This window comes from Bacillus pumilus (assembly GCF_003431975.1).
GTDB classification, from domain to species: domain Bacteria; phylum Bacillota; class Bacilli; order Bacillales; family Bacillaceae; genus Bacillus; species Bacillus pumilus_N.
On sequence record NZ_CP027116.1, the window covers coordinates 3,452,215 to 3,476,342 of the forward strand.

A 24,128-nucleotide genomic window follows, 5' to 3' on the forward strand; every position below is an offset into this window, starting at 1 on the left:
CAATGATGACTATACGTTCCATGATCGTCTCATGCTACGCAGCTTTCGTTTCCTTTATCGGATGGCTGATGAGCGGCATGAAACCGCGTGAAAACCAGGTGACGCTGCTTGTTTCATTCCAAGAGAATGCAGCTGCTCTCATTGATACTTATCAACAACAGGCGAATATGACGATGAAGCTTACTGTCCTCTATACGAAGCACGCTTCCGCGCTAGAAAAGGACGAGCCTCATCTGTCATTTCGCTATTTTCATGAAAAAAATCCTCTCCATCTCATTCAATGTATTTATACGATGTTTAAAAGCAAGGTTGTCGTGACAGATAATTACTTTCTCATGACAAGTGCACTTAGAAAACGGCCTTCCACTACCTGTATTCAAGTATGGCATGCCAATGGGGCTTTGAAAAAATTCGGGCTTGAAGATGCTTCAAATTCGGAACGGAGTCCACGTGATATCGAACGCTTCAAACGTGTCTATGCGTCTTTCGATTATATCGTCACAGGCTCAGATCATATGCGTGAAATTTTCAAGACCTCGTTTGGGGTCAATGATGAACGCTTTTTACCAACTGGGATCCCGATGACGGATGTGTACTATGATCAGCGCCCGCCTTCCTTGAAGCGGAATGATGTTCCAAACGGGAAAAAGATCCTGCTTTATACACCGACCTATCGAGACTTTGCAATGGACGGTCTTGTCCTGCCTTTTTCCAAAGAGCAATTGCAAACAGAGCTAAATGGCGACTATATTCTGCTCGTCAAGCTTCATCCTGCGGTCAAGCATTTAGCGAAGGCAGAAACAGACGGTGAATGGATATTTGATGTGTCTGATCAGCCGCTCTATCCATTGCTTTGTGCATGTGATGTCCTGATTACAGATTACTCGTCGATTGTGTTTGAATATGCACTGCTTGAAAAGCCTGTTTTGTTCTTCACTTATGACTTAGACACTTATCGTGAGCAACGCGGCTTAGTCGATCGATATGAAGACATCATTCCTGGAAAGGCTTGCGTCACTCAAGACGTGCTGCTTAAGGAGCTGCAGCACCTAAACGAATCAGATCATCGAGAACGAATCAAAACCTTTTCTGAAGAATGGAACCAATATTCAAAGGGAAAATCCAGTGAGCAGCTCCTATCATTTATTGAACAGCAGCTCTTACACAAAAAACGTCCGGCTTCTCATTAAGAAGCACGGACGTTTTTTTATTTGTTATAAACCGGGATATCGTAATAGAGCGTATAGTTATCAAGTAAGTTATACAAACTATACATACGACTAACCTGCTTATAAGCCCAGCCAATATCTGTTGCATATTGATGGGTCGCTGCACTAGACCAGCGCATTTTATAAATCGTATCTTGCTTGTATGTGGCGTGATTGATATAGCTGTTGCCAATGAATTTTGCCCCGCCAATAATAGCTGCCTCTGGCGTAAACCATTGCTGTTCATACGCATACTTTGCTCCGAGGTAATTCGGATTGCTGTCATATGCACCGATGCCGTACATGTTGTATACAATTCGATCTTTAAATTTCGTACCATTCGCTAAAATGGAACTTCCGTTACCCGTTTCAAGCAGCGCATGAGAAATGAGATAAATTTCATTGATACGGTACGTTTTCGCTGCCGTAATAAAGGCTTGTCCTTTACCTGCAAGAATCCCTTTCCCTGCTAAAATCTTTGAATTAACTTCTGCCGGATTGAGATTCGCAGCTTCAGAGAGTTTCAGAAATTGAAAATATGATTGTGTGCCCTCAGCAATGTTGGCAGGGTCTACATATTTTTGCACCTCAGCTGAGCTTGCATTTCTCCAGCCAAGACTGATCTTGATCCAGTTTCCTTCTTTCCCAAGCTGTCTTACTTTTGTACCTTTGTTCAGCTGTGCCACGATGTTGCTCGCAGAGCTTGAATCAGGTGTAGAACGAACATTTAGCCCGTCTGTATTCACAGTCGACGTCGCCGGATCTACATATGTTGCATAGACATAGGCTGCACCGTCTGTCTGTGGTGACACCTTCATTTGCTTGTTCACCATCTCATTGACAGTGAGGTTGTAGTTCGTTTGCATGACCATTGGGCCATTTTTGATTTTTACTGCTTTGGCTGTCCAGCCATATTGGCTTTTCACAAAAGCAATCGCTGCATTTACAGTTGGTAATCCTGTGAATTGCTGCGTAATGTTGATTGTGTAGGTTGGTTTCGTTGTCGTTGTATACGCAGCTGGTTCATTCCGTTTTTTGAAAAATGCCAGGCCTTGATCACGCAGTGCAGCTGTAGAAATGACACCTGTTTTGATCTGGTATTGACCATAATCAGTTGCACCTGTTTTTTGCGCAGCTGCTTTCACTTTTTGTTTCGTTAAATAGCTTAGCACTTGATTCAGTTTTGTCTGATTGACCGTCGACTCTGTCGTAATACGGTATTGCTTAACCGCTGTTGACAGCGTTTTTGTACTGCTGGCAACGCCGTTTTTCTTGATGATCTCTTGAGCCTGCTTGACTTTACTCTGATCATATACAGGTGTTGTCATGAGACTATACGTTTTGCTGACTGCTTGTCCCTTGCCTGTTGTGATCGTACTTGTCACCTTCTGCGTTTTTAAATATGCAGCACCTTTATTTATTTTCACTTGGTCGGTTGATTGATTGACGACAAGTCGATACGTGCTATCAGAAACCTTACCCGTTTTTTTCGTTGTCGTAGAAACCTTTTTCTTTTGGAAGAAAGCGGCTGCTTTTTTCGTTTGAGCATCTCCTAAAAGGTTTCCAGTCACTACTCGATATGGCTGTGTGGAAGAGATCTTTTTAGACGTGTAGCGCCATTTCTTTTTCTTGAAAAAAGCCACTGTTTTTGCGTAAGTTGTGTCATTTAATTGATTGAGCTTCACGATATAATTTTTCGTTTTTCCCACTCGCTGCACAGTACCTGACGCACCAGCTTGTTTTTTGATCTGAGACGCCGCTGAGGCTGCTTGTTTGTTGTCTTTGAAATAGCCTGATTCCAAGCTATACACATTTTTAACAGCTCCAGCCTTCTGAATCTTTCCGCTTATTTTCGCTTCTTTTTTCAGCTGGGTCAGAAGGGTTTGTGCTTTAGACTGATTCGTTTGCGCAGCTGATGTGACAACGTAATATGGCTTACCTGCTGTCACCGTTTGGAGCGCTGCTTTTAAACCAGATGCCTTTTGAAAGCCTTGCAAGATCGTATTCGCCTTACTTTGTCCAACGATACCGCCTGAAATCAGCTGATACACAGTGCCAGCTTTGTTTTCAGTTTGGTATGTACTGGTGACACCAGCCTGCTTTTGTAATTCATTTTGAATATTTTTCACTTTCGTTTCGGAATCAATGGTGCCTGAGATGACCTGATAAGACGGCCTGCTTTGATTGATAACTTCATAGGAGCTATTGAGCCCAGATGCTTTCGATAACTCAAGCGAGAGCCTTTTCGCCTGACTTTCATCTTTGACTGGGTCAGATACGATCTTTTGTACAGGAAGGCGGCCGCCTACTGGAGATACCGTACCGCTCATGCCCATCTCTTTTTTTAATGCCGCTGCACTTGCACTCGCTGCTGCTTGCGACTCATATCCTGAAGCAGTGAGCTGATACGTCGACGTGCTTCCTGAGGTTTGATAAGTGGCTGTCCACTTTTTGTCCTTCTTCAATGTTTCCACTGCTTTTTTCACTTCTGATTCTGTTGTAAATACCTTTGAGGTGTTCATCGTATAAATGGATTGATCGACATAGGAGGCTGCTTGTGCTTCTTTGCCCGTATGTAATGTCATACTAAAGGCAGCTGCGAGTAACATAATCTTGATGGTTTTTTTCACGTCTGTCCCTCTCTTAACTTTGCATATTAGTCTACTAATCTCTTTATCGACAAAAACAAGAACTCTTTCAAGTCATTTATGCAATAGAAAATAGAGGACCCTCTCGAAGTCCTCTAAAGATTAGCCCTTTGTCTTTTTTTATATATGCGACACAATCAATTCACAAGATCCTTCAATGGAGAAGCTTCCTGTTTCAGCCGGCAGGATAAAATGAGCTCCTTTAGGCAGTGGATATGTATGTCCATCATGCTTTAAAGCCCCTTCCCCACTAATCACACTGCACAGTAAGAACGGATAATCTTGCGAAAGCTCTACTGGTTGATCAATTTCCCATTTATCCACAGAGAAATACTCTGCTTCAACAAATGTTCGAATGGTCAGCCCACGGCGTGTTTCGACTGATTCATCTGTATAACCGTCTACGTGAGGAACCGTTGTGACATCAATGGCTTGCGCAAAATGCAGTTCACGTTCATTGCCATTCTGATCTTTTCTTTCATAGTCATATACCCGATAGGTTGTATCTGAGCTTTGCTGCGTTTCGAGGACGAGCGTTCCCTCGCAGAGCGCATGAATCGTTCCGCTTGGCACATAATAAAAATCACCAGGCTTAATTTTCACACGACGTAAAAGACCTTCCCAATCCCCACTATTCATCATGGTCACAAGCTCAGTTCTTGTTCTTGCATTGTGTCCATAGATCATTTCTGCCCCTTCTTTGCAGTCAATGATATACCAGCATTCTGTTTTTCCAAGCTCTCCATTTTCATGCCTTTCCGCATAATCATCATCTGGATGGACTTGAACGGACAAGTCTTGGTTTGCATCTAAAATTTTGGTTAAAAGCGGGAAGCGATCGCCTTCTATTCCCCCGAACAATTCTCTGTGATTGTCCCATAGTTCGATCAGCGTTTTCCCTTTATATGGACCGTCTTGCACGACACTTGGTCCGTTTGGATGAGCAGAAATTGCCCAGCATTCTCCCGTTTGATCAGAAGGAATATCATAGCCAAATTGATCCCTTAAGGCTGTACCTCCCCATATTCTCTCCTTCAATTCAGGCAGTAAAAAAATTGGTGACTGCTTCATTCAGGATGACTCCTCCCTTTGCTACCCTTTGATAACCCTTGCCAATCTTAATGAAAACTAGCAAGTCTCAACTTTTATTATGACGCTATCTAGAAAGAAGTCAATCCTTTCAGTACACCAAATGAAAGCGATAACACGAAATCCATTTCACCCTTTGACTGAGCCCGCAAGAAGCCCTTTGACAAAGTATTTTCCGAGTAGAATATAGACCAAAAGTGTCGGCAGTGCGGCCAATATCGCCCCTGCCATTTGGACATTCCATTGAACAATTTGACTGCCTGATAGATTTTGCAAGGCGACCAACACCGGCTGATGCTCCGCAGTGGTCATCGTGACTGCAAATAAGAACTCATTCCACACATTTGTAAACTGCCAAATGGCGACCACAACAAAACCTGTCACTGAAAGCGGAAGAATCATATGTCTGAAAATCCCGATAAACCCTGCGCCATCCATTTTCGCCGATTCAATCATTTCATCAGGGATGCTCACATAAAAGTTTCGAAACATGAGTGTTGTGATCGGGAGTCCATATACGACATGGACAAGCACAAGACCTGGAATCGAATTATATAATCCGATTTCACGTAAAAATTGAATGAGTGGAATGAGGATACTTTGATATGGAATAAACATCCCAAACAGCATCAGCGTAAAGACCACTTCCGATCCTTTGAATCGCCATTTTGATAGGACATATCCATTCATCGCACCTAAGACAGCTGACAATAAAGTAGCCGGAATGACTAGATAAAGAGAATTCATTAAATTGGGCGCTAGCTTTTCAAACGCCATTTGATAGCTTGAAAAATCGATTGTTGAAGGTAGTGCCCACATTTTCTCAAGGGTCACTTCACTTAACGGCTTTAAGCTTGTGACGAGCATGACATAGACTGGCATGAGAAAAAAGAAACTGCACAAAATCAATAAAGCATAAAGGACAGGACGGACAAACCATCTGGCTGTCATGAGGAAGCCCCCTTCCGGCTCGACAGGAGATACGGCACGATAAAGACCGCAACAGAGATCAGCATCACAATCGCAATGGCGGCACCGCCTGCATAATGGTTTCCTCTAAAGGTCATTTCAAACATGTAAACGCCAGGAACATCCGTCACAAAGTTCGCACCCGGTCCTGTCATTGAGTAAATCAAATCGAAAATCTTTAATGAAATATGAGCCATGATGATGATGACACTTGCAGTAATCGGTTTTAACAGAGGAAAAATGATCTTTCGGTAAATTTGCCACTCGGTTGCACCATCCATTCTAGCTGCCTCTCTTATTTCCTCCGGGATTCCTCTTAAACCTGCCAAATACATTGCCAGAGAAAATCCAGTCATTTGCCAAACGGCTGCAATCACAACTGCAATCATTGCGGCGGGGACACCAAACTCAATTTTCCCCCAGACAAATCCGGCTAAAATGTTCGTATCCGTGTACCACTTAGGCTGGATACCAAGCGTTTTTAAAAATAGGTTTACCCCTGTGGACGGGTTTAAAATCCATTGCCAGACGACTCCTGTCACAACGAAGGAAAGGGCCATCGGAAAGAAAAATAAATTCCGGAAAAGAGATTCCCCCTTGATTTTCTGGTCTAGTAATATCGCAAGCGTGAGACCAGAGGCAATGACGGCTCCAATAAAGAATAGAGTAAAAAAGACCGTGTTTCGAAGATCTGACTGAAAGCGGAAATCTTGAAACAGCATCATATAGTTTTGAAGACCTGCGAAAGAGAAATTCGGAACAAGCGAGGTCCAGTTTGATAATGATACATACCCTGTCCAGCCAATAAAACCGTAAACAAAGATGAATAATAAAACAGCCGACGGGGCTAAAAATAGCAGCGCAAGCAGCTGATCCCCATTCCATTTTTTTCGAACACGTTTGACTTTGGGTGTTGCTGCTTTTGTGATCGGCGATGTGTCCATACGCATGAAGCTACACTCCTTTTCAAAAAAGAGGCGGTGCTTAGTCGCCGCCTCCTTGTCTTTATTTCATTGAATCTTTTAAAGATGACACAAACTGCCTGCTGTCTTTTTGCGTGACGAAGATATTGACGGCTTGGTTCGCTTTCGTTACAAAGCCTTCTTCAGCAGCTGAACCATGCGCGAGAGACGGCGTCAGCTTTGATTCTTTAAATGCTTTCATCGCCGATTTTCCGTATTCATCATATTTTGAAACATCTGCATCCACACGAGCAGGTATCGATCCCTTCAGTGGATTAAATGCATCCTGTCCTTCTACAGATCCTAAAACAGATAAGAATTTTTTCACGTTTTCTGGCTGTTTCACGCCCTTTGGCAATCCGAACGTATCGGTGATGACCATAAAGCTTCCCTCTGTTCCAGGAGTCGCCACGTATCCAAAGTCTTGATTGACCTTCAGATCCAGATCATTCACAAAGTACCCCTTCGCCCAGTCGCCCATGACATTCATTGCAGCTTCCCCTTTTGCTACGAGCTGCGAGGCATCCTGCCAGTTACGTGAGCTGTGATCATCGTTGACGTATTCAAGCATACGTCCAAAAATGTCTGCCGCTTCCTTCACTTTGGCGTCATCCATTTTCATGTCGCCAGCCCAAAGTTTTTGATACCCGTCTGCGCCTAATACGCCCAGCAGCACACTTTCAAACAAATGAGTCGCTGCCCAAGGCTCTTTATCACCAAGAGCGAGTGGTGTAATCCCTTTTTTCTTTAAAGCATCTGCGGTTTTGAAAAATTCATCAAAGGTCGTTGGCGGCTCTAAGCCTGCATCATCAAATACCTTCTTGTTATACCAAAGCACATTGCCCCTGTGAATGTTCACTGGTACTGAATAGATTTTCCCATCTTTGCTGACAAGGTCGATGAGTGATTCCGGGAATTTGTCCTTCCATCCTTCTTTTTCATATAGATCATCAAGCGGCTCCATTTTGCCTGCTGCGACCCAGCTCTCATTCAGCTCCGCCCCGCCATGTACTTGGAACGTAGCTGGCGGGTCATTTCCTTGCATCCGGCTAGTCAAAACCGCTTTCGCATTTGTACCAGCTCCACCTGCGACGGCTGCATTTTCAATTGGAATGTCTTTATTTTTCTCTTCAAACAATTGAATGAGTGCTTTCAGTCCATCCTCCTCACCTGCTCCAGTCCACCAAGAGAAAATGTCGAGCTTCTCCGCTCCGCTTTCTTTTTTTGCATCTGAGTTTGTCGATGAACTACAGGCAGTGACGATAAGCATACAGAGCACCAACAACGTAAAGCCTAATTTAAACTTCATAATTGAACCCCCACCCCTTATTTGTAAGCGTTATCAAAATAAGTATAATGGCAGATCCTTGCTTTTTTTCAGGCAAACTTCTTCACTTTTTTATGAAATTCTTCATTTTTTTACGGTCTGGGTCTGCTTTCGATATTCTTTCGGTGAACAGCCGACCATCTTCTTAAACACACGACTGACGTAATTGGGATCTGTATATCCTGCCTGATAGGTAATTTCTTTTAAACTAAGCGAGCTAGCTTTAAGCAGCTTCTTGATCTTATCCAGCCGGCATGTTGTCACGTACTCTTTAAATGTCAGCCCTGTTTCTTCTTTAAATCGCTTTGTGAAATAGGTTGGACTTAAATCAACATAGTCGGCCGCTTGCTCGAGCGTGATCTGTTCACAAAAATGCGTTTTGATGTAACGTTTTGCCCGCTCCATGTCATTTACAGTCTGGGTTCTCGCTTCATACACATCAAATAGGTGTTCACAGCACTGACGGCATTCAGTTGCTGTGCTGATCGTTAAAATGGGCCAGTCCGTTCGAAGCTTTGATTTAAAAAGAATCAGCAGTTCTTTCAATTGTGAAATGGTCGCCCCCTCTAGTTCGAAGGCATCAAATAAAGCGAGCGCATCCTCTCTTCTCCCTTCTTCCAGCGCCTGCATTATGTCATCTGCAAGCTCAGGCAGATCGATCATTGGATGAGGCTGCTCTTCTGTATGGTAAAAGCCATAACGAACAACGCCGGAGCTCTTTTTTCGCTGATAATAGGCTAGCTTCGCCTCCGCTGCATTTTTTTGAAGGGAAAGTGGGTTGGACACTGGGTGCCCGATTCCAACGATCGGTGATGGATATTCGTTTGTCATGGCAGTTCGAATGGCATGCAGGACGTCTGCCTTTAACTGGCTAGGCGCTTGGTGACGATAAATGAGGCATGTAAATAGCTCACCACTCATCTGAATCGGCACCGTATGAAAAAGAGCAGAAGCCTGTAAATCAATCAACAGATGATTCTCGTCAGTCCGCTGAACAGCGATGACAAGACCGACTTCATATTCGGGAAACAGTTGTTGAAACGCCATGGAGGTGTAGGATTGACCGTTTATGACATGGGCTTCGAGCCACTTTGACTGCTGACCGGCCGCCACTGCCTGCCGCTGAGACGCCTCCTGCTGAATCTCTGCCGCTACAGTTCGAATGGCGGCGATGGTCTCATCTTTGTCAGCTGGTTTGACGAGGTATTGCTTCACCCCTTCCTGCATCGCCTGTTTGGCATAATCAAACGTATCGTAGGCTGTGAGCATAATAAATTTTGTATGAGGACTGCTCGCTTTGATCTGTTTGATCGCTGTCAATCCATCCATTCCAGGCATCTGAATATCCATCAGTACAAGGTGAACGGGCTCGGTTCGCACGAATTCAACCGCTTTCTTTCCATTTTCAGCTTCTCCTGCGATATGACACTCTGGAAGCCAGTTGGTCATAAACTTTCGCATCGCTAGCCGTTCTATTTTTTCATCATCCACAATCAGCACGTTCAGCATGCCGATCCCTCCTTCATCGGAATAGCCAATTGAACGGTGGTCCCTTCATTTGGCTTTGAGTCAATTTGAAGAGCATCTTGTACCCCGTAAAACAAACGCAGCCTTGACATTACATTTCGAAGACCGATCCCCGTCGAGTGCCCTTTACTCAAGGTGTTTGGATTCTCCTCTTCTTCGTCTGATAGCAATCTCTTTTTCTCTTGTTCGTTGATGCCCATCCCATTGTCCCGAATTCGAATCATCACATAGCCGCCTTCTTGATAGATCGAGAGCTCAACAAGCCCGTCTGCCTCCTTTGGTTCGACGCCATGAATAAAGGCATTTTCGACAAGCGGTTGCAAGGTAAGGCTGGGGATGTGAACAGACAAACACGATTCATCTATGGACGTTTTGCATGTAATACGATCGGCAAATCTCGTTTCTTGTATATGAAAATATTCCTTGACTACTTTTACTTCTTGTTCCAACGTAACGGATGCACTGAGAGCTGACAGTGAATACCGCATCAGCGTGGAAACGGATTGAATCAGCCTCGATGTGGCATCTGCTGATTCTAAGTAAGCCATGCGTGAGACGATGTTTAATGTGTTAAATAAAAAATGTGGATTCATTTGGTTTTGCAGTGTTTTCAGTTTCATGTCTTTGATTTTTTGATCTAAGGCTGCCTTTTGTTTCATCTCTTCAATCATCATTTTCATCTCTTGACGCATTCGCTGAAAGGCTTCATTCAATACAGAAATTTCATCCTTTGAGGTGACATGCAAGTTTTCCCCATCAAAATGTCCTTCTGATACTTCCTTTACACTTCGAGATAGATGAACAATCGGTCTTGATATCCCGCCAGCAATCATATAAGCCATCCATAATGCGACCCCAATGGATAAAGTAAACAAACATAAAGTAAAGAGCGCATAGGTTTGATGTCTTTTTTGAAGAGATTGATAGAGTACTTGATACTCAGATAACTCATCATCAAGCAGGGTCATCGTCTGCTCTTGTATGTAGGAGGAGACGGTTCGCACTTCCTTTACACTTGCAGCATATTCTTTGATTTTCCCTTCTTTTACATGTGTCATGGTCGCATCACTTTCATTAATGAGCGTCCGCATCATATACTGGTATTTTTCGATTGAAGGATTCGCCGCATGAAGCCCGGCATCCTTTTGCAATGCCTGATCGTAGGATTTCATTTTCTGTTTTGAAGCCCGATATTCTTTGGCAAACTGCTGATCCTTTTCAATCGCATACGCATTGACCTTTTCATACATCGTTTTCGCCTCTGTCGATATGTCATTGAGCAGGAGAAAAGAACGAAAGCTTCTGCTATATTCTGATGTGATGTTCGAACTGCTCCAATAGACAAAAAATGCGGCCACGTTGCCAAGGAGTACAAGGGTTAAAAAAGCCAATAATAGCTTACTTCGAATCCTTCTCATGGCTGCATCCCCTGCCTTCTGTCTGTTTGCTGTAGAGGCAGATCCTCACGCCGAATCATACTCGTTCCTGTGTACTGAAGTGGCTCTTCTTTTTCACCTTTCTGCAAACGCACAAGCGATTCCACTGCTTGATAGCCCATTTCATAAGGGTGTTGGACAACGACTGCATCGATCTCTCCATCATCAAGCGCCTGAATCGTATCAGGCAATGTATCAAATGCGAGCACATAGAAATCCGTGGATGATTGATATTGCGCTGTTGCTTGAATGATGCCTGCACCATCTAATGCACTCGTGCCGTAAAATGCGGTGAGCTTTGCATGATCGTTTAATAGTTTATACGCAGCACCGGAAGCCCCTGATTTCGTAATGGCTGATTCTTCTATTCCAGCAATATGAATGCGTTTTTCAGCGGCGACAGCATCTCGAAATCCTTTGACGCGCAGCTTTTGGTGAACGGCATCAAGTCTGCCTGTGACAATCCCAACATACTGTTCGCCCTTCGTATCTGCGATGAGTGCCTGACCCGCGATAAAGCCTGAGTAATAATTGTCTGTGCCTACATACACTTGACGTTTGCTCCCCTCTGCATCCGTATCGACGGTGACGACATCAATGCCTTTTTCCCTCGCCTTTTCAAAAAGCGGTTTGTATTTTTTCGCATCAAGTCCCTGCGTCATAATGCCATCGACATGCCCTGCGATCGCCATATCTATCGTTTTGAGATGATCGTCTACATCTGCTTGCTTCGGGCCCAAGTATTCTAGATACACACGATGAACAGCTGCCGCATCAGCAGCTCCCTTTTGTACGAGCTGCCAATATTCGTTATCAAGTTCCTCCGGTACAAGGACAAAGTGATATTGATAGGTTGTTGACGCTTTTTCGGAAGCGCTTTCAATTTTAAATAAATCTTGACCTAGTAATGTTAAAAAGATGACTGATATAACACAAAAAGTGAGAAACGCGCCCATCCCGATCCACTTTAATCCTTTCACATCATCCTCCCCCTTTCCAATCTTTCCACATAAAAAAAAGAGCTGCTTATAAGCATACTCTCTCGACCTCTATAATTCCTTTGTCATAAATAAACTGTTTGGATCTTCTTGATATGAACCGAAAGGCGGGCAATCATAAAACCCAACACTCTCATATAATCTTCTTGCTGGCTCGAAGAAAGACATCGCACCTGTCTCTAAGCTAACGCGTGTATAACCACGCCGTTTTGCCTCTTGGAGAAGATGGTTCAGCATATACCTTGCCACACCTTTTCGCATATGGAGAGCTGCGGTTCTCATTGATTTGATTTCGCCGTGCTCACTTGACAGCTCCTTTAATGCTCCGCAGCCAAGAAGCTCCTCTCCATCCCGCACGCTCCATACTGTGACATCTTGCTTTTTCAAATCAGCTAATGGAAGGGCATGAATGCTTTCTGGAGGAGAATGCTCTTTCATTTCTTCTATATGAGCCGTGATCAGCCGCTCTATTTGTCCATCTGTGAGTGTATCTTGTTGAATGTACATGTCTATCACTCCTTCACAATCATTGTACGTGAAGAGTCAGCATACACCTGTTTTTATGTCAGATAAACGAACAAACAACTGGCATTCGTCCACCAGTTGTTCGGTTGAAATCAACGGTTTATGAAGAAAGAACCGCTTGTAATTCTTCTGCCGTGCTGCTTTCAAGCTGGCTTCCGACTCCTACTGCCACCGCACCTGCTTTGAGCCATTTTGGCACATCGGCTGGATGAATGCCGCCCGTAGGGATAAATTCAATGTCTGGAAAGGGACCTTGTAAGTTTTTCATATAGGACAAACCGAAGGAGCCGCTTGGAAAAAGCTTGAGCAAGCTGTATCCACCTGCTTTTGCCTGCATGATTTCACTTGGGGTGAGAACGCCCGGTACATAGAGTGTATCGTGAAATGAGAGATGCTCACCAATCACAGGGAGATACCCTGGACTGACAATAAATTGCGAGCCTGCGTCAATAGCTGATTGCGCCTGATTAAGAGTTGTAATTGTACCTGCTCCTACAATCATATCTTCTTCATGCTGAAAGGAGGCGATGATACGTTCAGCATTAGGCGTGGTATACGTCACCTCAATGGCACGAACGCCTTTTTTCTTTAAACGCTCAATCATCTCAATGCCTTCTGCTTCACTGCCCGCTCGCACCACTGCGATCAGTTTACAAGACGCGAGCTGCGCTTTAACGCTCAAGCTTGCTGACTTTCCCATATCCTTCATCCCCCTTCATATATTCCCGTCTGTGATATCGTTTGGCTTCTTTTATAAATGATTGAAGCTTCTCCCGAGTAGGCAGTCCGTCCTTATCACCTGGAGACATGACCGCAAGTGCCCCTACGGCATTGCCTCTTATCACAGATTTTTCATCAGATAAACCGTCAAGTAAGCCACTGATGACCCCCACGGCAAAACCATCACCAGCACCGACTGTATCAACGACATCCTGCACATAAAATCCGCTCACAATCCCCTGACCGGTTGCACCTTTATAAAAGGCACCTTCTGCACCGAGCTTAATGACCACAAGCTTAACGCCTTTTTGTAAATATACATCGGCAATCTCTTCTGGCTCATGACAACCTGTGAGCCTTTGCCCTTCTGCAAGCCCTGGAAAAAACCAATCCACTTGAGAAGCCATTTGATTCACCGTATGAATCATATCTTCCTCCTCTTCCCATAGCTGTAGCCGCAGATTTGGATCAAATGAAATGGTTTTGCCTGCTTCTTTCATCTTTTGAAGAGCACAAAAAGAAAACGCTCTCATTTCGCTGGATAATGCGGGGGGATACCTGTCATATGAAGGTGTCCTGCCTGTTTGAAATAGCTCGCAGGAAAGTCGCTTGGGCTCATTGTGCTCGCAGCTGAGCCTTTACGATAATACGTGACATCAGGATCTCCATCCACCACTTTTGATTTGAGTAAAATCCCTGTTTGAGTCCCATTATTTGAACGGATCACTGCACTTGTATCGACCCCTTCTTTTTGAAGCTCTTCTAAAATAAATGTGCCAAGTGAATCTGCTCCTACTTTGCTCATCCATCCCACCTGAAAGCCAAGTCGTGCCAAACCGACAGCTACGTTACTTTCTGCGCCAGCAAGCGCCTTTTGGAATGTTTCCACTTGATGAAGCTCTCCTACTTCTTTTGCGTAAAACATCGCCATTGATTCCCCAAATGTGACCGCATCCAATGCCTTCACTCATTTCTCCCCTTTCTCGGTACCGGTTTCAAATTAGTTAAAAAAGAGAGAGCATCCACGTATGTATACTCTTCTCTATCTTCGTTTATAAAGATTTCCTTATGATGATTTCTCCATCAAGCTGAATGGTTTGGGGCGCACTTTCATCCCCTTCAAGCCGTGTCTTGATTTTTTGCATAGCGGCTTTCCCCATTTCATGGGACGGCTGGGCAACCGTTGTAATTCCCGGTCCAATTAACTTATACCATTCTGTATCATCAAACCCTGCAATGCCTATCTCCTCTGGAATCTTAATCCCAAGCTCTACAATTTCACTAATCAGCTTCAGCATGAGTAAACCATTGGCTGCTAAAATCGCTTTTTTCTGTTTGTTTGATTGTACAAAGCGAACAATCTCCTCTCGCAATTGTTCCTTTTTCTTCAAATCAATTTCTGCAATAATGGACGTCTTATGTTTACTCATGACTGTCTGTTCATATGCTTCTTTTCGTTCTTCACGAGGACTGATTCCATCGACTGGCTCAGTAAAAAAAGCAATGTGTTCGTAGTTTTTTTCATACATTTGCTGAAGCAGCCTGATCGTGATATCGCGGTTATTCGTTGTGACGGTGTCGACTTTAAGTTCTGGCAATTTCCTATCAACAAGGACAATCGGTACACCGTTTTGCTTAAAGTCTTGCAACATGTCATTGTTTTGGCCAGTCGTATTGATGATGAGCCCTTCAATATAATGTGCATTTAGCTTGAGGAGCATTTCTCGTTCTTTTTCTGGGCGGTTGTCTGTATTGCACACCATGATGCTATACCCATATTCATCACAAATTTCTTCGACCCCGCGCAGTGTCGCTACAGAGAATGGATTTGTAATGTCGGCAACAATAAACCCAATGACCTTGCTTTTTCTCACTTTCAATCCTTGAGCGAGCTGACTCGGACGATAATGGAGTTCCTCAATGGCTTTCTTGATTTTCTTTACCTTTTCAGCAGAAATTTCATTTGTTCTGCCATTGATATATCTGGATACAGTTGATTTAGAAACCCCTGCATAAGATGCCACTTCGTTAATGGTGACTTTTGTTTGCTTTTTCTCTTTCATTCAAAAAACTCCCACAATCAATATCTTGTCTTTTGTTTCGAAACCGATTTCAAATAACTTAAAAAGAGCATATCATAATTTCATCTATTACAGAAGATTTTTTTGCTTGAAGATGACGAAAAATCATTTAAAGAAATAAAAAGAAAGCGATTTCAAATAAACGGTTGACGACGCTCTCTTTTTCCTCTAGAATTTTCCTTGAAACCGATACCAAATAAAATATCAATCTTTTGTTTCAGATGGAAAGGGAGGCTGATCTCAAATGGAAAATCGTTATGCTGTACACCCTGAGCAGGTCAAACGTTTTACAACAGAGGAACTTCGTCGTCATTTTCATATTCCTACACTATTCGTTGGTGGTGAATTAAAACTTTACTATTCGCATGAGGATCGCGTGGTGATTGGTGGCGCTATGCCGGGTTCAGAAGCGCTGAAACTAGATGCGGGAGATTTTCTACGTACGGATTATTTCCTTGAAAGACGAGAAATTGGCATTGTGAATGTCGGCGGGCAAGGAACGGTCACTGTTGATGGTGAGTCCTTTGTGCTGGAACATAAAGATTTTTTATATATTGGGCTCGGGCATGAAGATGTCCAGTTTGCTAGTTCATCAGGCGAAGAGGCCAAATTCTATCTTGTATCTGCCACGGCTCACAGGGCGTATCCTACACAAAAAGCAGCCATCGCTGAATTAACACCGAACCACTTAGGGGAAGCATCTGCTTCGAATGTACGAAACTTGTATCAAGTCATTCACGCAAACGGTATCCAAAGCTGTCAGCTCATGATGGGAATTACTCAGCTGGAAACCAATAACACGTGGAACACGATGCCCGCTCATATTCATGATCGGCGAATGGAAGTGTACTTATATCTTGATATCGAAGAGGATGCACGTGTCTTTCATTTTATGGGGGAGCCATCCGAAACGAGACACCTCGTTGTTGCAAATGAGGAAGCGGTCATTTCTCCTGCCTGGTCCATTCATTCAGGCTCGGGTACAGCAAATTATTCATTTATTTGGGCGATGGCGGGCGAGAACTATACGTTCAAAGATATGGACTTTGTCCCAATGGACCAGCTGAGGTAATGAGATGACGACAGCATCCTATGTAGCGTCCCTCTTTTCTCTTGAAGGCAAAACAGCCCTTGTGACAGGTCCTGGAACCGGCATTGGGCAGAGCATTGCAGTGGCGCTTGCCCGATCAGGCGCAGATATCATCGGCACATACCATCACACACCGCTTGAAGAAACGAAATCGCTTGTCGAACAGTCAGGCCGATCGTTTCATGCGATTCAGGTCGACTTTTCCGATCCTCAAGCTGCCAAGCAGGCTGTCGATGCCATGTTAAAAAAGCATACGATCGATATATTAATCAATAATGCTGGAACCATCAAAAGAGAGCAGGCCGCTCATTATTCAGAGGAAGATTGGCATACGGTCATGGATGTGAACATCAACAGTCTCTTTTTCCTGACGCAAAAGGTTGGGCAGCAGATGCTGAAAAACGGGCAAGGGAAAATCGTGAATATTGCCTCCCTTCTATCGTTTCAAGGCGGCGTGTTTGTCCCAGCCTATACAGCAAGTAAACATGCTGTCGCCGGGCTGACGAAGGCTTTTGCCAACGAATGGGCGAACCATCATATACAAGTGAATGCGATCGCGCCTGGATACATTGCGACCAATAACACGCAAGCCATTCGGGACGATAAAAATCGAAATGAAGAGATTCTCAAACGAATTCCCGCTGGGCGCTGGGGAAAACCTGAGGATCTTGCCGGCGCTGCTGTTTTCCTAAGCTCACCCGCTTCCGATTATATGAACGGTCATATTTTATCTGTTGATGGCGGCTGGCTTGCAAGATAAACAGACGAGAGAATTCCTAATGATAGGGATTCTCTTTTTTCTATTTGCATAATTCTCCACCTACCGAGTCACTCTATAAAAAACATGACATGAGGGTGAGGAATTATGAAAAGTCGTATCGAACAAGATATAGCGTCCGTCATTAAACGGGTCAAAAGCTTCGCCGGAAAAAGTGATGATATCGTGTTCCATTCTTTTTCATTTGGTCCTTCGGCTATCTCTGCATGTCTCGTGTATGTTGAAGGACTCACAGAATTTGAGATGCTTTCCAAGCAAATCATTTCACCAATGCAAAAGGAACTAAACATCGCCGAGGTTGACCCTACTACACTTCCTTCCCTTTCTAACACGTTCTTTGGTATACAAAATGACGTGCTGGAAGATATAAACCTTGCCATCGAGCAATTATATAGCGGCAGGGCTATTTTATTTGTAAATGGGGCAACGCAAGCACTTTCGCTCCAAACGAACCTTTTTCAATTTAGAGAGGTTGAAGAGCCGCAATCGGAAGTCCTAGTAAGAGGGCCGCGGATCGGTTTTATTGAAAACCTTGAAAAAAACACGGCGTTACTCCGTGAGCGGGCAAACGACCCTAATCTTGTCATTCAAAAGGTGAGTGTGGGCTCTCGCAATAAAAAAAATGCTGCCCTTGTGTACGTTCGTGATATTGTTGATCCCAAATTAGTAGAAGATGTTCTATCACGCATGACTGAAATCAAAATGGATGACATTCCTGAAACTGGCTATATTGAACAGCTGATTGAGGACAGTCACATCTCCATTTTTCCGCAGCTTCAAAACACAGAGCGCCCTGACCGGGTGATTGCATCTGTACTTGAAGGCAAAGTCTCCATTTTACTTGATGGAACTCCATTTGCGCTCATTTTACCCATGACTCTTACAGCCTTGATGCAATCACCTGAAGATTATTATCAGAGATGGACTAGCGCCACTCTTTTACGTTTGCTCCGTTATCTTGCCGTGCTCCTCACGATTTTTTTACCTGGTCTTTACATTGCACTTGTCTCTTATCATCCAGGTTTATTACCGACTCAAATGGCACTTACCATCGCAGGCAGCCGGCAGAACGTTCCGTTCCCTCCTGTTGTCGAGGCGATTCTCATGTCTTTTACGATAGAGTTACTGCGGGAAGCTGGACTTCGCCTTCCTAGAGCCATCGGGCAGACAATTGGACTCATTGGCGGCGTCATCATTGGTCAGGCGGCTGTCCAAGCCAATATCGTCAGTGCCTTAATGGTGATTATTGTGTCACTGACGGCACTGGCTGATTTTACGGCACCATCCTATGACTTTAGTTTCCCGCTGCGTATCTTGCGGTTTATGGCGATTTTCAGTTCAGCGATATTTGGGTTATACGGCTTAATCATGTGCTATTTATTTGTGCTTTGTCACCTGATGCAATTAAAGACCTTTGGTTTTGACTATTTCACACCTGTTTTGTCTTCACCGTTTTCAGATTTAAAGGATACGTACCTTCGTTTACCAATTGGGCTATTTAAATCAAGACCGAAAACAGCAAAGACAAAAAATCTCAAAAGACAAGGAGATTAAACGATGTACAGAGCTGAGAAGCTATCATTGTTACAAGTCACCATTCTGTGCAGCTCTACAATGATAGGCGCTGGAATTTTAACCATTCCTCGCAGTTCTGCCAATTCAGGGTTCCCTGATGGCTGGATCATTGTATTAATACAGGGAGTCATCTTTGCTTTCGTCGCTTTTTTGTTAGGATGGATTGCTGAAAAGAATGCACCGGACACTATTTTCGAGTCAAACACAAAAGGAGCCGGTACATTCTTTGGCACGATCTTTAATTTGATGCTGATTGCATATTTACTAAGCATTGTCGGCTTTGAGGCTCGAGTACTCGGTGAAGTGGTTCAGTTTTTTCTGCTGCAATCGACCCCCATGGCAGTGATTGTCATGATTTTTCTTCTCGTGGCCATCTATCATTTGAAAAGTGGTATTTTGCCAATAGTGAAATTGGTGACATACATATATCCGGTAACAATGATCATTTATATTGGGCTTATGCTGTTTAGTTTGAAAATATTCAATTTTGATTACTTACGCCCTGTGATGGCGCACGGGTTTAAAGATTTCAGTAGTTTGTTCTCTCAAACATTTATTCAATTTACAGGCTTTGAGGTCATTTTGTTTGTTGTACCGCTCATTTATAAAGACAAATGGTCGAAGGCGAAATGGGCCGCTGCGATCGGGGTCGGAATTACCTCTCTTATCTATTCTCTCACGCTCTTTATCGTGATTGGTTCCATGACCGTTGGAGAAACGAAATCCCTCACCTGGCCCACTGTCTCACTCATTCAAGCACTAGAACTTGAAGGGGTATTTATTGAACGGTTTGATATTTTTTTATTGACGATTTGGACGTGTCAGCAGTTCATTTGTATGCTTGGCTTTTTCCAATTTGCGATTAAAGGTTGCCAAACAGTCTTTAAGACAACCAATATGACGAGGCTGCTATGGCTGCTTTTTTTAATTACTTCTGCTCTCTCCCTATTTCCAAAAAATATCAATGAAGTCTTTTACTACTCTACTTTACTCGGCTATGCCTTGTTCGTCATTTTAGCCATTCCGTTTATTACAGCGATCCTGATGATGATACGTAAAAAATGGGGAGGTCGTTCTGCATGAGAGGAAAGCGTGTATTGTTCATCTTTTTGTCCTGCTGTCTTTTCCTTCTATCAACAGGGTGTTGGGATTTAAAGAATATTGAAAAATTATCATTTGTTCGAGGCGTTGGCATTGACGAGCAAGAGAATCAAGGGGTGAAGCTTACATATCAAAACCTTGTACCAAAAATGGGGGGAACACAAGAGACTGGTTCTCCTGACTATTTGAATGTCGTCTCGAAGGGGAGAAATGTGCTGGAGGCTGTCAGTAATGTCGCTTTAAAGGACCAGCCGATCTATAGTGATCATCTAAAAATTTTCTTGTTCGGTAAAAATCAGGCAGAGCATCACGATATTCAAGCAACGCTCAATCACTTTATACGAGATGATGAAGTGCGGCGAAGCAGCTATCTCCTCGTGTCACGAGATGATGCGTCAAAAGTGATCAATCAAAAATTGAAATCACAGCAAAAAGTTCCGGTTGAACATATCTTTGAAACATCCAAAAATCGAAACTTTAACGGAAAGATTTTGCTGCCAACCCGCATTGGCCGGGCATCTGATTACTTCCAGATGGGCGTGAGCTTCCTTGTCCAAAGTGTAGATGCAATAGACGGCGAGCTTATCTATGATGGGGCTGGCATCATTCATGGAAAAACCCGAAAGCTGATCGGCTTCATCCCTGCGAAGGATGTCCAATCTTTAAACTGGGTAATGGATCGGATCTCAGGTGGTGTTGTACCTGCCACCTACAAAGGCTTTCCGATTACGTATGAAGTCAAGAAAGCCAAAACCGAGATCGAACCCTATCTCAACAATGGAAAGGTGTCCTTTAAAATTAATATACAAACAAATGGAAAACTATCAGAGGATCAATATCCTCCTGAAAACTCGTTCGATGAGCAGTACATCAAACGATATGAGCGGATTTTCTCTAAGAAAATTAAAGGGCGCATTCAAAAAGCAGTGAGTCATATGCAAAATGAAGTAGGTGTTGATCCGATCTTTTTAAGCAGGCAGTTCCGTATCAAATACCCAGACTATTGGGAAAAGCATCGAAACGAGTGGGATGCACTCTTCCAAGAAGCAGATATCGAATATCATGTCAAAGTCAGCATTTTGAACTTTGGAGCAGAAGGTGCAACGAAAAGTTATAAATGGTAAAGCAAAAAGGCGGTTATCCCGAAGGAGAGTCGCCTTTTTTACGTACAACGATTAAAAGCTGGTAAAGGTTCACTTGATCAGACAACGCTTTTGTTTGAAAGCCAAGTGCCGCCCCTGCTCTCGCCACTTCGTCAAAAAACAGTTGGACGTTTTGATCAATCTGTACATTGATGCGCTGCTCGATCACTCGTTCAAATAAATGGTCCGGGAAAAGCGAACGCATGGTGTTTGGTGTAAAGAACCTCAGATGACTTCGGTCTAAAATCCCGACATCTTGATACGTAAAATCCCCTGTCATTAACGGGAGAAGTGCCTCTGCATGCATCATATTAGGCAGGCAGCAAATAATCACACCGCCCGGCTTTAAAGATGCATGCGCTTGTTCAATGATGTGCCAAGGATCTACCACATGCTCTAATACATCAGAAAAAATAATGGCATCAAAAAAAGCCTCTTTGTCTAACCACGGGTAATCCTCTGCTTTTGCCTCGATGACTTCTTCATAATATGCCTTTGCGATTGCTGCTTTTAATGAATCTGTCTCTACGCCGTACATGTTAATAGATTGCCGATTCATCAGTTCAAGCCCTGTTGCCCCTGCGCCGCAGCACACATCCAGCACACATCCAGCGTCCTTTGGAAGCAGTGCTGCAAAATAAGGGTGAGGAGTCACAAGATTGAGGTCAATCCCCCATTTATCTAAAAATCGAAGCCTGTTCTCTGCAAAGAGTGTAGAAATATTCGTTTCTTCATTCGCACGGAACGTTGCATGACCGTGATGATGCACAAATGAATCATGGACGATTTGCAGTTGATATCCCTTTAGCAATGAACGCAAACAAAGATCATCATCCTCAAATGATCCATACATGAACCGCTCATCAAATAGCCCCACATCCTCGATGAGCTCTCGTTTTACCAACAGGCAAAAACCTACAAGCCGATGTACATATGTTCTCTGACCTTTTCTAGCAGCCGTATATTTCTTCGCAAAAGCTGGGAGCTCCTTCACATCTGTATACGATGGCTCGACCATTTGAGGCCCACTCACATAATTGGATACCGGTCCTACCATCCCAATACGTTCTGATGAAAATAACGCCTCTTTTAATGGAGAAAGCCAATTTTCCGTCACGATCGTGTCGTTATTTAAAAAGAGAATGCTGTCTCCTGAAGCTTTTTTTGCTCCTTGATTGCAGCCCTTTGCAAAGCCTTGATTTACTGCATTTTCTATGAAAATCACATCTTTCAGCTCTCTCACATATTCCTTCGTACCGTCAGTTGACGCGTTATCAACGATAATGAGTTCATATTGGTCACTTCGGGTATGCTGCTTGATGCTGTCGATACATTTTTTCGTTAAATGCAATTCATTGTATGTCAGCATGACAATACTCGTTTTTCCTTTCATCTCATTTCCACCTTTCGCCCGCCTGTTCCATATGTATGTCATATGCAGCACGTTCAGAAGATGAGAGATTGTCCTTTCTTGATTAAACGTTTGTTTAACAAAGCAAAACCAGCTGCATGCTGGCAGCTGGTCATTGTTCACACCGTTTTTCCTTCGTCACTTGCGACGGCACGATTTCTCTTTTTTAAATCTTCTTCAATTTCTTCAAGACTCTTCCCTTTCGTTTCCGTCACCAAATATTTCACAAACAAGAAGGCGCCTATGCCGATGACCGCATAAATGAGGAAAAGATGACTGATGCCTATCGCGCTTAATAAAGCTGGGAATGTCAGCGAGATAATTAAATTCCCTGTATGGAGGAGGAAGGTAGAGACGCCTGTACCGATTCCCCGCACATGTACTGGGAACAGCTCAGGAAGCATGACCCAAACGACTGGACCCCAGCTGACAGCAAAAATGACGATGAAGAGCCCTAAACAAATAATGGTTGTCCACCCTGCAGCTGTTGATCCCTCAAAAAATCGATTGACCACGGAGAGGACAATTAAACTGAGGACCATTCCCGCGTTCCCAAATAGGAGTAGTGCTTTACGGCCTACACGGTCAATAATTTTGATTGCCACAAACGTCATAACGACATTCACAGCGCCAATGCCGACGGTTCCTAAAATGGCGGCTGAGTTACCAAAGCCAACGCTTGTAAACGTTTTTGGCGCATAGTAAATAATCGTATTGGTTCCGATAAACTGCTGTAAAAAGGCAAGACCGACACCAGCGATTAATGCTGGTCGCACCCACGGCTCAAATAATTCCTTAAAACCGCCTTTTTCTTCATTTTCTGCCTTTTGAATATCAGAAATTTCTTCTTCGACCTCTTGCTTACTCTTTCTAAGCTTAGACAATATCTCCTTCGCACGGTCTGCCTGTCCATGAACAAACAGCCAGCGCGGACTTTCTGGCATAAATAAAATCCCACATAATAAAAGCACGGAAGGAACAACTGCAATTCCAAGCATCAGGCGCCATGCCTCTGCATCAGCTAAAGCATAGTTCACAATATAGGCGAGAAGAATACCAAATGTGATCATGAGTTGGTTTAAAGAAGATAGTGCACCTCGTGATTCCTTTGGAGCAAGTTCAGATAAGTATAATGGAACAATCGTTGTCGAGCAGCCGACAGCAAGCCCTAGTACAATTCGGAATAAGACCATTACTTCTGTATTTGGAGCAAGGGCTGTACCAAATCCGCCGATAATAAACAAAATCGCTGCGGCAATAATGGCTTTTTTCCGCCCGAATTGGTCTGTCAGTTTTCCAGAAAGAGAGGAACCGAGCATCGCCCCAATTAAAATCGAGCTGACGACAAGTCCCTCTGTAAACGCATTTAACCCTAAATCCTCTTTCATAAATAAGATAGCGCCAGAAATAACACCTGTATCATATCCATATAAAGCGCCGCCAAGGGCGCCGAAGAAATAAAGCCATCCATTCCGATTTTTCATGTTCATAACCCCTCTTTTGTTCTGTATGTACTGGATGTTTCTCTATGAAAAACCATT

At 43.6% G+C, this 24,128-nt stretch carries 19 protein-coding genes and 1 pseudogene; 6 read left to right on the forward strand and 14 right to left on the reverse strand.

The annotated features are described in order from the left end of the window. The first annotated feature begins 2 nt into the window (after positions 1 to 2). Positions 3 to 1,190, forward strand: a complete 1,188-nt coding sequence (locus C5695_RS17925) for a CDP-glycerol glycerophosphotransferase family protein (RefSeq protein ID WP_117732150.1) — start codon at positions 3 to 5, stop codon at positions 1,188 to 1,190. A gap of 17 nt (positions 1,191 to 1,207) precedes the next feature. Here C5695_RS17925 and C5695_RS17930 read toward each other — a convergent pair whose 3' ends face one another. From C5695_RS17930 to C5695_RS17985, 12 genes and pseudogenes are all read right to left on the reverse strand, one after another. Beyond that, the gene (locus C5695_RS17930; protein ID WP_117732152.1) at positions 1,208 to 3,838 is read right to left on the reverse strand and encodes an N-acetylglucosaminidase; all 2,631 of its coding nucleotides are present in this window, start codon (positions 3,836 to 3,838) and stop codon (positions 1,208 to 1,210) included. A 138-nt stretch (positions 3,839 to 3,976) separates the two neighbouring features. After that, positions 3,977 to 4,927 (reverse strand): mannose-6-phosphate isomerase, class I, encoded by a 951-nt coding sequence (gene manA, locus C5695_RS17935; protein ID WP_117732155.1) that lies wholly within the window; start codon positions 4,925 to 4,927, stop codon positions 3,977 to 3,979. Positions 4,928 to 5,074: 147 nt separating this feature from the next. Further along, positions 5,075 to 5,896, reverse strand: coding sequence for a carbohydrate ABC transporter permease (locus C5695_RS17940; RefSeq protein ID WP_117732157.1), 822 nt, complete (start codon positions 5,894 to 5,896; stop codon positions 5,075 to 5,077). Next, on the reverse strand, positions 5,893 to 6,864 hold the full coding sequence (locus C5695_RS17945; RefSeq protein ID WP_187441313.1) for a carbohydrate ABC transporter permease: 972 nt from the start codon (positions 6,862 to 6,864) through the stop codon (positions 5,893 to 5,895). Before C5695_RS17945 ends, C5695_RS17940 begins: the two co-directional genes overlap by 4 nt. A 55-nt stretch (positions 6,865 to 6,919) precedes the next feature. Continuing rightward, the gene (locus tag C5695_RS17950; RefSeq protein WP_117732159.1) at positions 6,920 to 8,185 is read right to left on the reverse strand and encodes an ABC transporter substrate-binding protein; all 1,266 of its coding nucleotides are present in this window, start codon (positions 8,183 to 8,185) and stop codon (positions 6,920 to 6,922) included. Between the two features lie 102 nt (positions 8,186 to 8,287). Then, positions 8,288 to 9,712 carry a response regulator transcription factor gene (locus tag C5695_RS17955; RefSeq protein WP_117732161.1) on the reverse strand — a complete coding sequence of 475 codons (1,425 nt, stop codon included), beginning with the start codon at positions 9,710 to 9,712 and terminating at the stop codon, positions 8,288 to 8,290. Further along, positions 9,706 to 11,148, reverse strand: a complete 1,443-nt coding sequence (locus C5695_RS17960) for a sensor histidine kinase (protein ID WP_117732163.1) — start codon at positions 11,146 to 11,148, stop codon at positions 9,706 to 9,708. The genes C5695_RS17955 and C5695_RS17960 overlap by 7 nt, the downstream gene beginning before the upstream one ends. Further along, entirely contained in the window at positions 11,145 to 12,122 is a 978-nt protein-coding gene (locus C5695_RS17965; protein ID WP_117733189.1) for a sugar-binding protein, read from the reverse strand. The genes C5695_RS17960 and C5695_RS17965 overlap by 4 nt, the downstream gene beginning before the upstream one ends. A gap of 93 nt (positions 12,123 to 12,215) precedes the next feature. Continuing rightward, positions 12,216 to 12,671 (reverse strand): GNAT family N-acetyltransferase, encoded by a 456-nt coding sequence (locus C5695_RS17970; RefSeq protein ID WP_117732165.1) that lies wholly within the window; start codon positions 12,669 to 12,671, stop codon positions 12,216 to 12,218. 118 nt (positions 12,672 to 12,789) lie between these two features. Beyond that, complete coding sequence (locus C5695_RS17975) at positions 12,790 to 13,389, reverse strand: bifunctional 4-hydroxy-2-oxoglutarate aldolase/2-dehydro-3-deoxy-phosphogluconate aldolase (protein ID WP_117732167.1); 600 nt, start codon at positions 13,387 to 13,389, stop codon at positions 12,790 to 12,792. Then, a pseudogene (locus C5695_RS17980) lies at positions 13,361 to 14,340 on the reverse strand (sugar kinase). Before C5695_RS17980 ends, C5695_RS17975 begins: the two are co-directional and overlap by 29 nt. Before the next feature lie 121 nt (positions 14,341 to 14,461). Then, on the reverse strand, positions 14,462 to 15,472 hold the full coding sequence (locus tag C5695_RS17985) for a LacI family DNA-binding transcriptional regulator (protein ID WP_117732169.1): 1,011 nt from the start codon (positions 15,470 to 15,472) through the stop codon (positions 14,462 to 14,464). Positions 15,473 to 15,734: 262 nt separating this feature from the next. Here C5695_RS17985 and kduI point away from each other — a divergent pair, with 262 nt between their 5' ends. The 5 genes from kduI (at position 15,735) to C5695_RS18010 (ending at position 21,158) form a co-directional block, all read left to right on the forward strand. Then, the gene (kduI, locus tag C5695_RS17990; protein WP_117732171.1) at positions 15,735 to 16,562 is read left to right on the forward strand and encodes a 5-dehydro-4-deoxy-D-glucuronate isomerase; all 828 of its coding nucleotides are present in this window, start codon (positions 15,735 to 15,737) and stop codon (positions 16,560 to 16,562) included. 4 nt (positions 16,563 to 16,566) lie between these two features. Continuing rightward, on the forward strand, positions 16,567 to 17,340 hold the full coding sequence (gene kduD / locus C5695_RS17995; protein ID WP_117732173.1) for a 2-dehydro-3-deoxy-D-gluconate 5-dehydrogenase KduD: 774 nt from the start codon (positions 16,567 to 16,569) through the stop codon (positions 17,338 to 17,340). A gap of 105 nt (positions 17,341 to 17,445) precedes the next feature. Next, the gene (locus C5695_RS18000) at positions 17,446 to 18,912 is read left to right on the forward strand and encodes a spore germination protein (RefSeq protein ID WP_117732175.1); all 1,467 of its coding nucleotides are present in this window, start codon (positions 17,446 to 17,448) and stop codon (positions 18,910 to 18,912) included. Between the two features lie 3 nt (positions 18,913 to 18,915). Then, positions 18,916 to 20,016: a GerAB/ArcD/ProY family transporter gene (locus C5695_RS18005; RefSeq protein ID WP_117732177.1), complete on the forward strand. Its 1,101-nt coding sequence runs from the start codon at positions 18,916 to 18,918 to the stop codon at positions 20,014 to 20,016. Next, entirely contained in the window at positions 20,013 to 21,158 is a 1,146-nt protein-coding gene (locus C5695_RS18010; protein WP_117732180.1) for a Ger(x)C family spore germination protein, read from the forward strand. The genes C5695_RS18005 and C5695_RS18010 overlap by 4 nt, the downstream gene beginning before the upstream one ends. 13 nt (positions 21,159 to 21,171) lie before the next feature. Here C5695_RS18010 and C5695_RS18015 read toward each other — a convergent pair whose 3' ends face one another. Together C5695_RS18015 and C5695_RS18020 are read right to left on the reverse strand one after the other, a co-directional pair. Beyond that, positions 21,172 to 22,569: a bifunctional glycosyltransferase family 2 protein/class I SAM-dependent methyltransferase gene (locus C5695_RS18015; RefSeq protein ID WP_117733191.1), complete on the reverse strand. Its 1,398-nt coding sequence runs from the start codon at positions 22,567 to 22,569 to the stop codon at positions 21,172 to 21,174. A gap of 137 nt (positions 22,570 to 22,706) precedes the next feature. Then, entirely contained in the window at positions 22,707 to 24,071 is a 1,365-nt protein-coding gene (locus C5695_RS18020) for a sugar porter family MFS transporter (RefSeq protein WP_117732182.1), read from the reverse strand. Positions 24,072 to 24,128: the final 57 nt, after the last annotated feature.

Excerpts from the sequence above, each read along its gene's own strand:
- C5695_RS17925 (WP_117732150.1), top strand. The coding sequence starts at position 3 with ATGATGACTATACGTTCCATGATCGTCTCATGCTACGCAGCTTTCGTT.
- manA (WP_117732155.1), bottom strand. The coding sequence starts at position 4,927 with ATGAAGCAGTCACCAATTTTTTTACTGCCTGAATTGAAGGAGAGAATA.
- C5695_RS17940 (WP_117732157.1), bottom strand. The coding sequence starts at position 5,896 with ATGACAGCCAGATGGTTTGTCCGTCCTGTCCTTTATGCTTTATTGATT.
- C5695_RS17945 (WP_187441313.1), bottom strand. The coding sequence starts at position 6,864 with ATGCGTATGGACACATCGCCGATCACAAAAGCAGCAACACCCAAAGTC.
- C5695_RS17950 (WP_117732159.1), bottom strand. The coding sequence starts at position 8,185 with ATGAAGTTTAAATTAGGCTTTACGTTGTTGGTGCTCTGTATGCTTATC.
- C5695_RS17955 (WP_117732161.1), bottom strand. The coding sequence starts at position 9,712 with ATGCTGAACGTGCTGATTGTGGATGATGAAAAAATAGAACGGCTAGCG.
- C5695_RS17960 (WP_117732163.1), bottom strand. The coding sequence starts at position 11,148 with ATGAGAAGGATTCGAAGTAAGCTATTATTGGCTTTTTTAACCCTTGTA.
- C5695_RS17965 (WP_117733189.1), bottom strand. The coding sequence starts at position 12,122 with ATGGGCGCGTTTCTCACTTTTTGTGTTATATCAGTCATCTTTTTAACA.
- C5695_RS17970 (WP_117732165.1), bottom strand. The coding sequence starts at position 12,671 with ATGTACATTCAACAAGATACACTCACAGATGGACAAATAGAGCGGCTG.
- C5695_RS17975 (WP_117732167.1), bottom strand. The coding sequence starts at position 13,389 with ATGGGAAAGTCAGCAAGCTTGAGCGTTAAAGCGCAGCTCGCGTCTTGT.
- C5695_RS17985 (WP_117732169.1), bottom strand. The coding sequence starts at position 15,472 with ATGAAAGAGAAAAAGCAAACAAAAGTCACCATTAACGAAGTGGCATCT.
- kduI (WP_117732171.1), top strand. The coding sequence starts at position 15,735 with ATGGAAAATCGTTATGCTGTACACCCTGAGCAGGTCAAACGTTTTACA.
- kduD (WP_117732173.1), top strand. The coding sequence starts at position 16,567 with ATGACGACAGCATCCTATGTAGCGTCCCTCTTTTCTCTTGAAGGCAAA.
- C5695_RS18000 (WP_117732175.1), top strand. The coding sequence starts at position 17,446 with ATGAAAAGTCGTATCGAACAAGATATAGCGTCCGTCATTAAACGGGTC.
- C5695_RS18005 (WP_117732177.1), top strand. The coding sequence starts at position 18,916 with ATGTACAGAGCTGAGAAGCTATCATTGTTACAAGTCACCATTCTGTGC.
- C5695_RS18010 (WP_117732180.1), top strand. The coding sequence starts at position 20,013 with ATGAGAGGAAAGCGTGTATTGTTCATCTTTTTGTCCTGCTGTCTTTTC.
- C5695_RS18015 (WP_117733191.1), bottom strand. The coding sequence starts at position 22,569 with ATGAAAGGAAAAACGAGTATTGTCATGCTGACATACAATGAATTGCAT.
- C5695_RS18020 (WP_117732182.1), bottom strand. The coding sequence starts at position 24,071 with ATGAAAAATCGGAATGGATGGCTTTATTTCTTCGGCGCCCTTGGCGGC.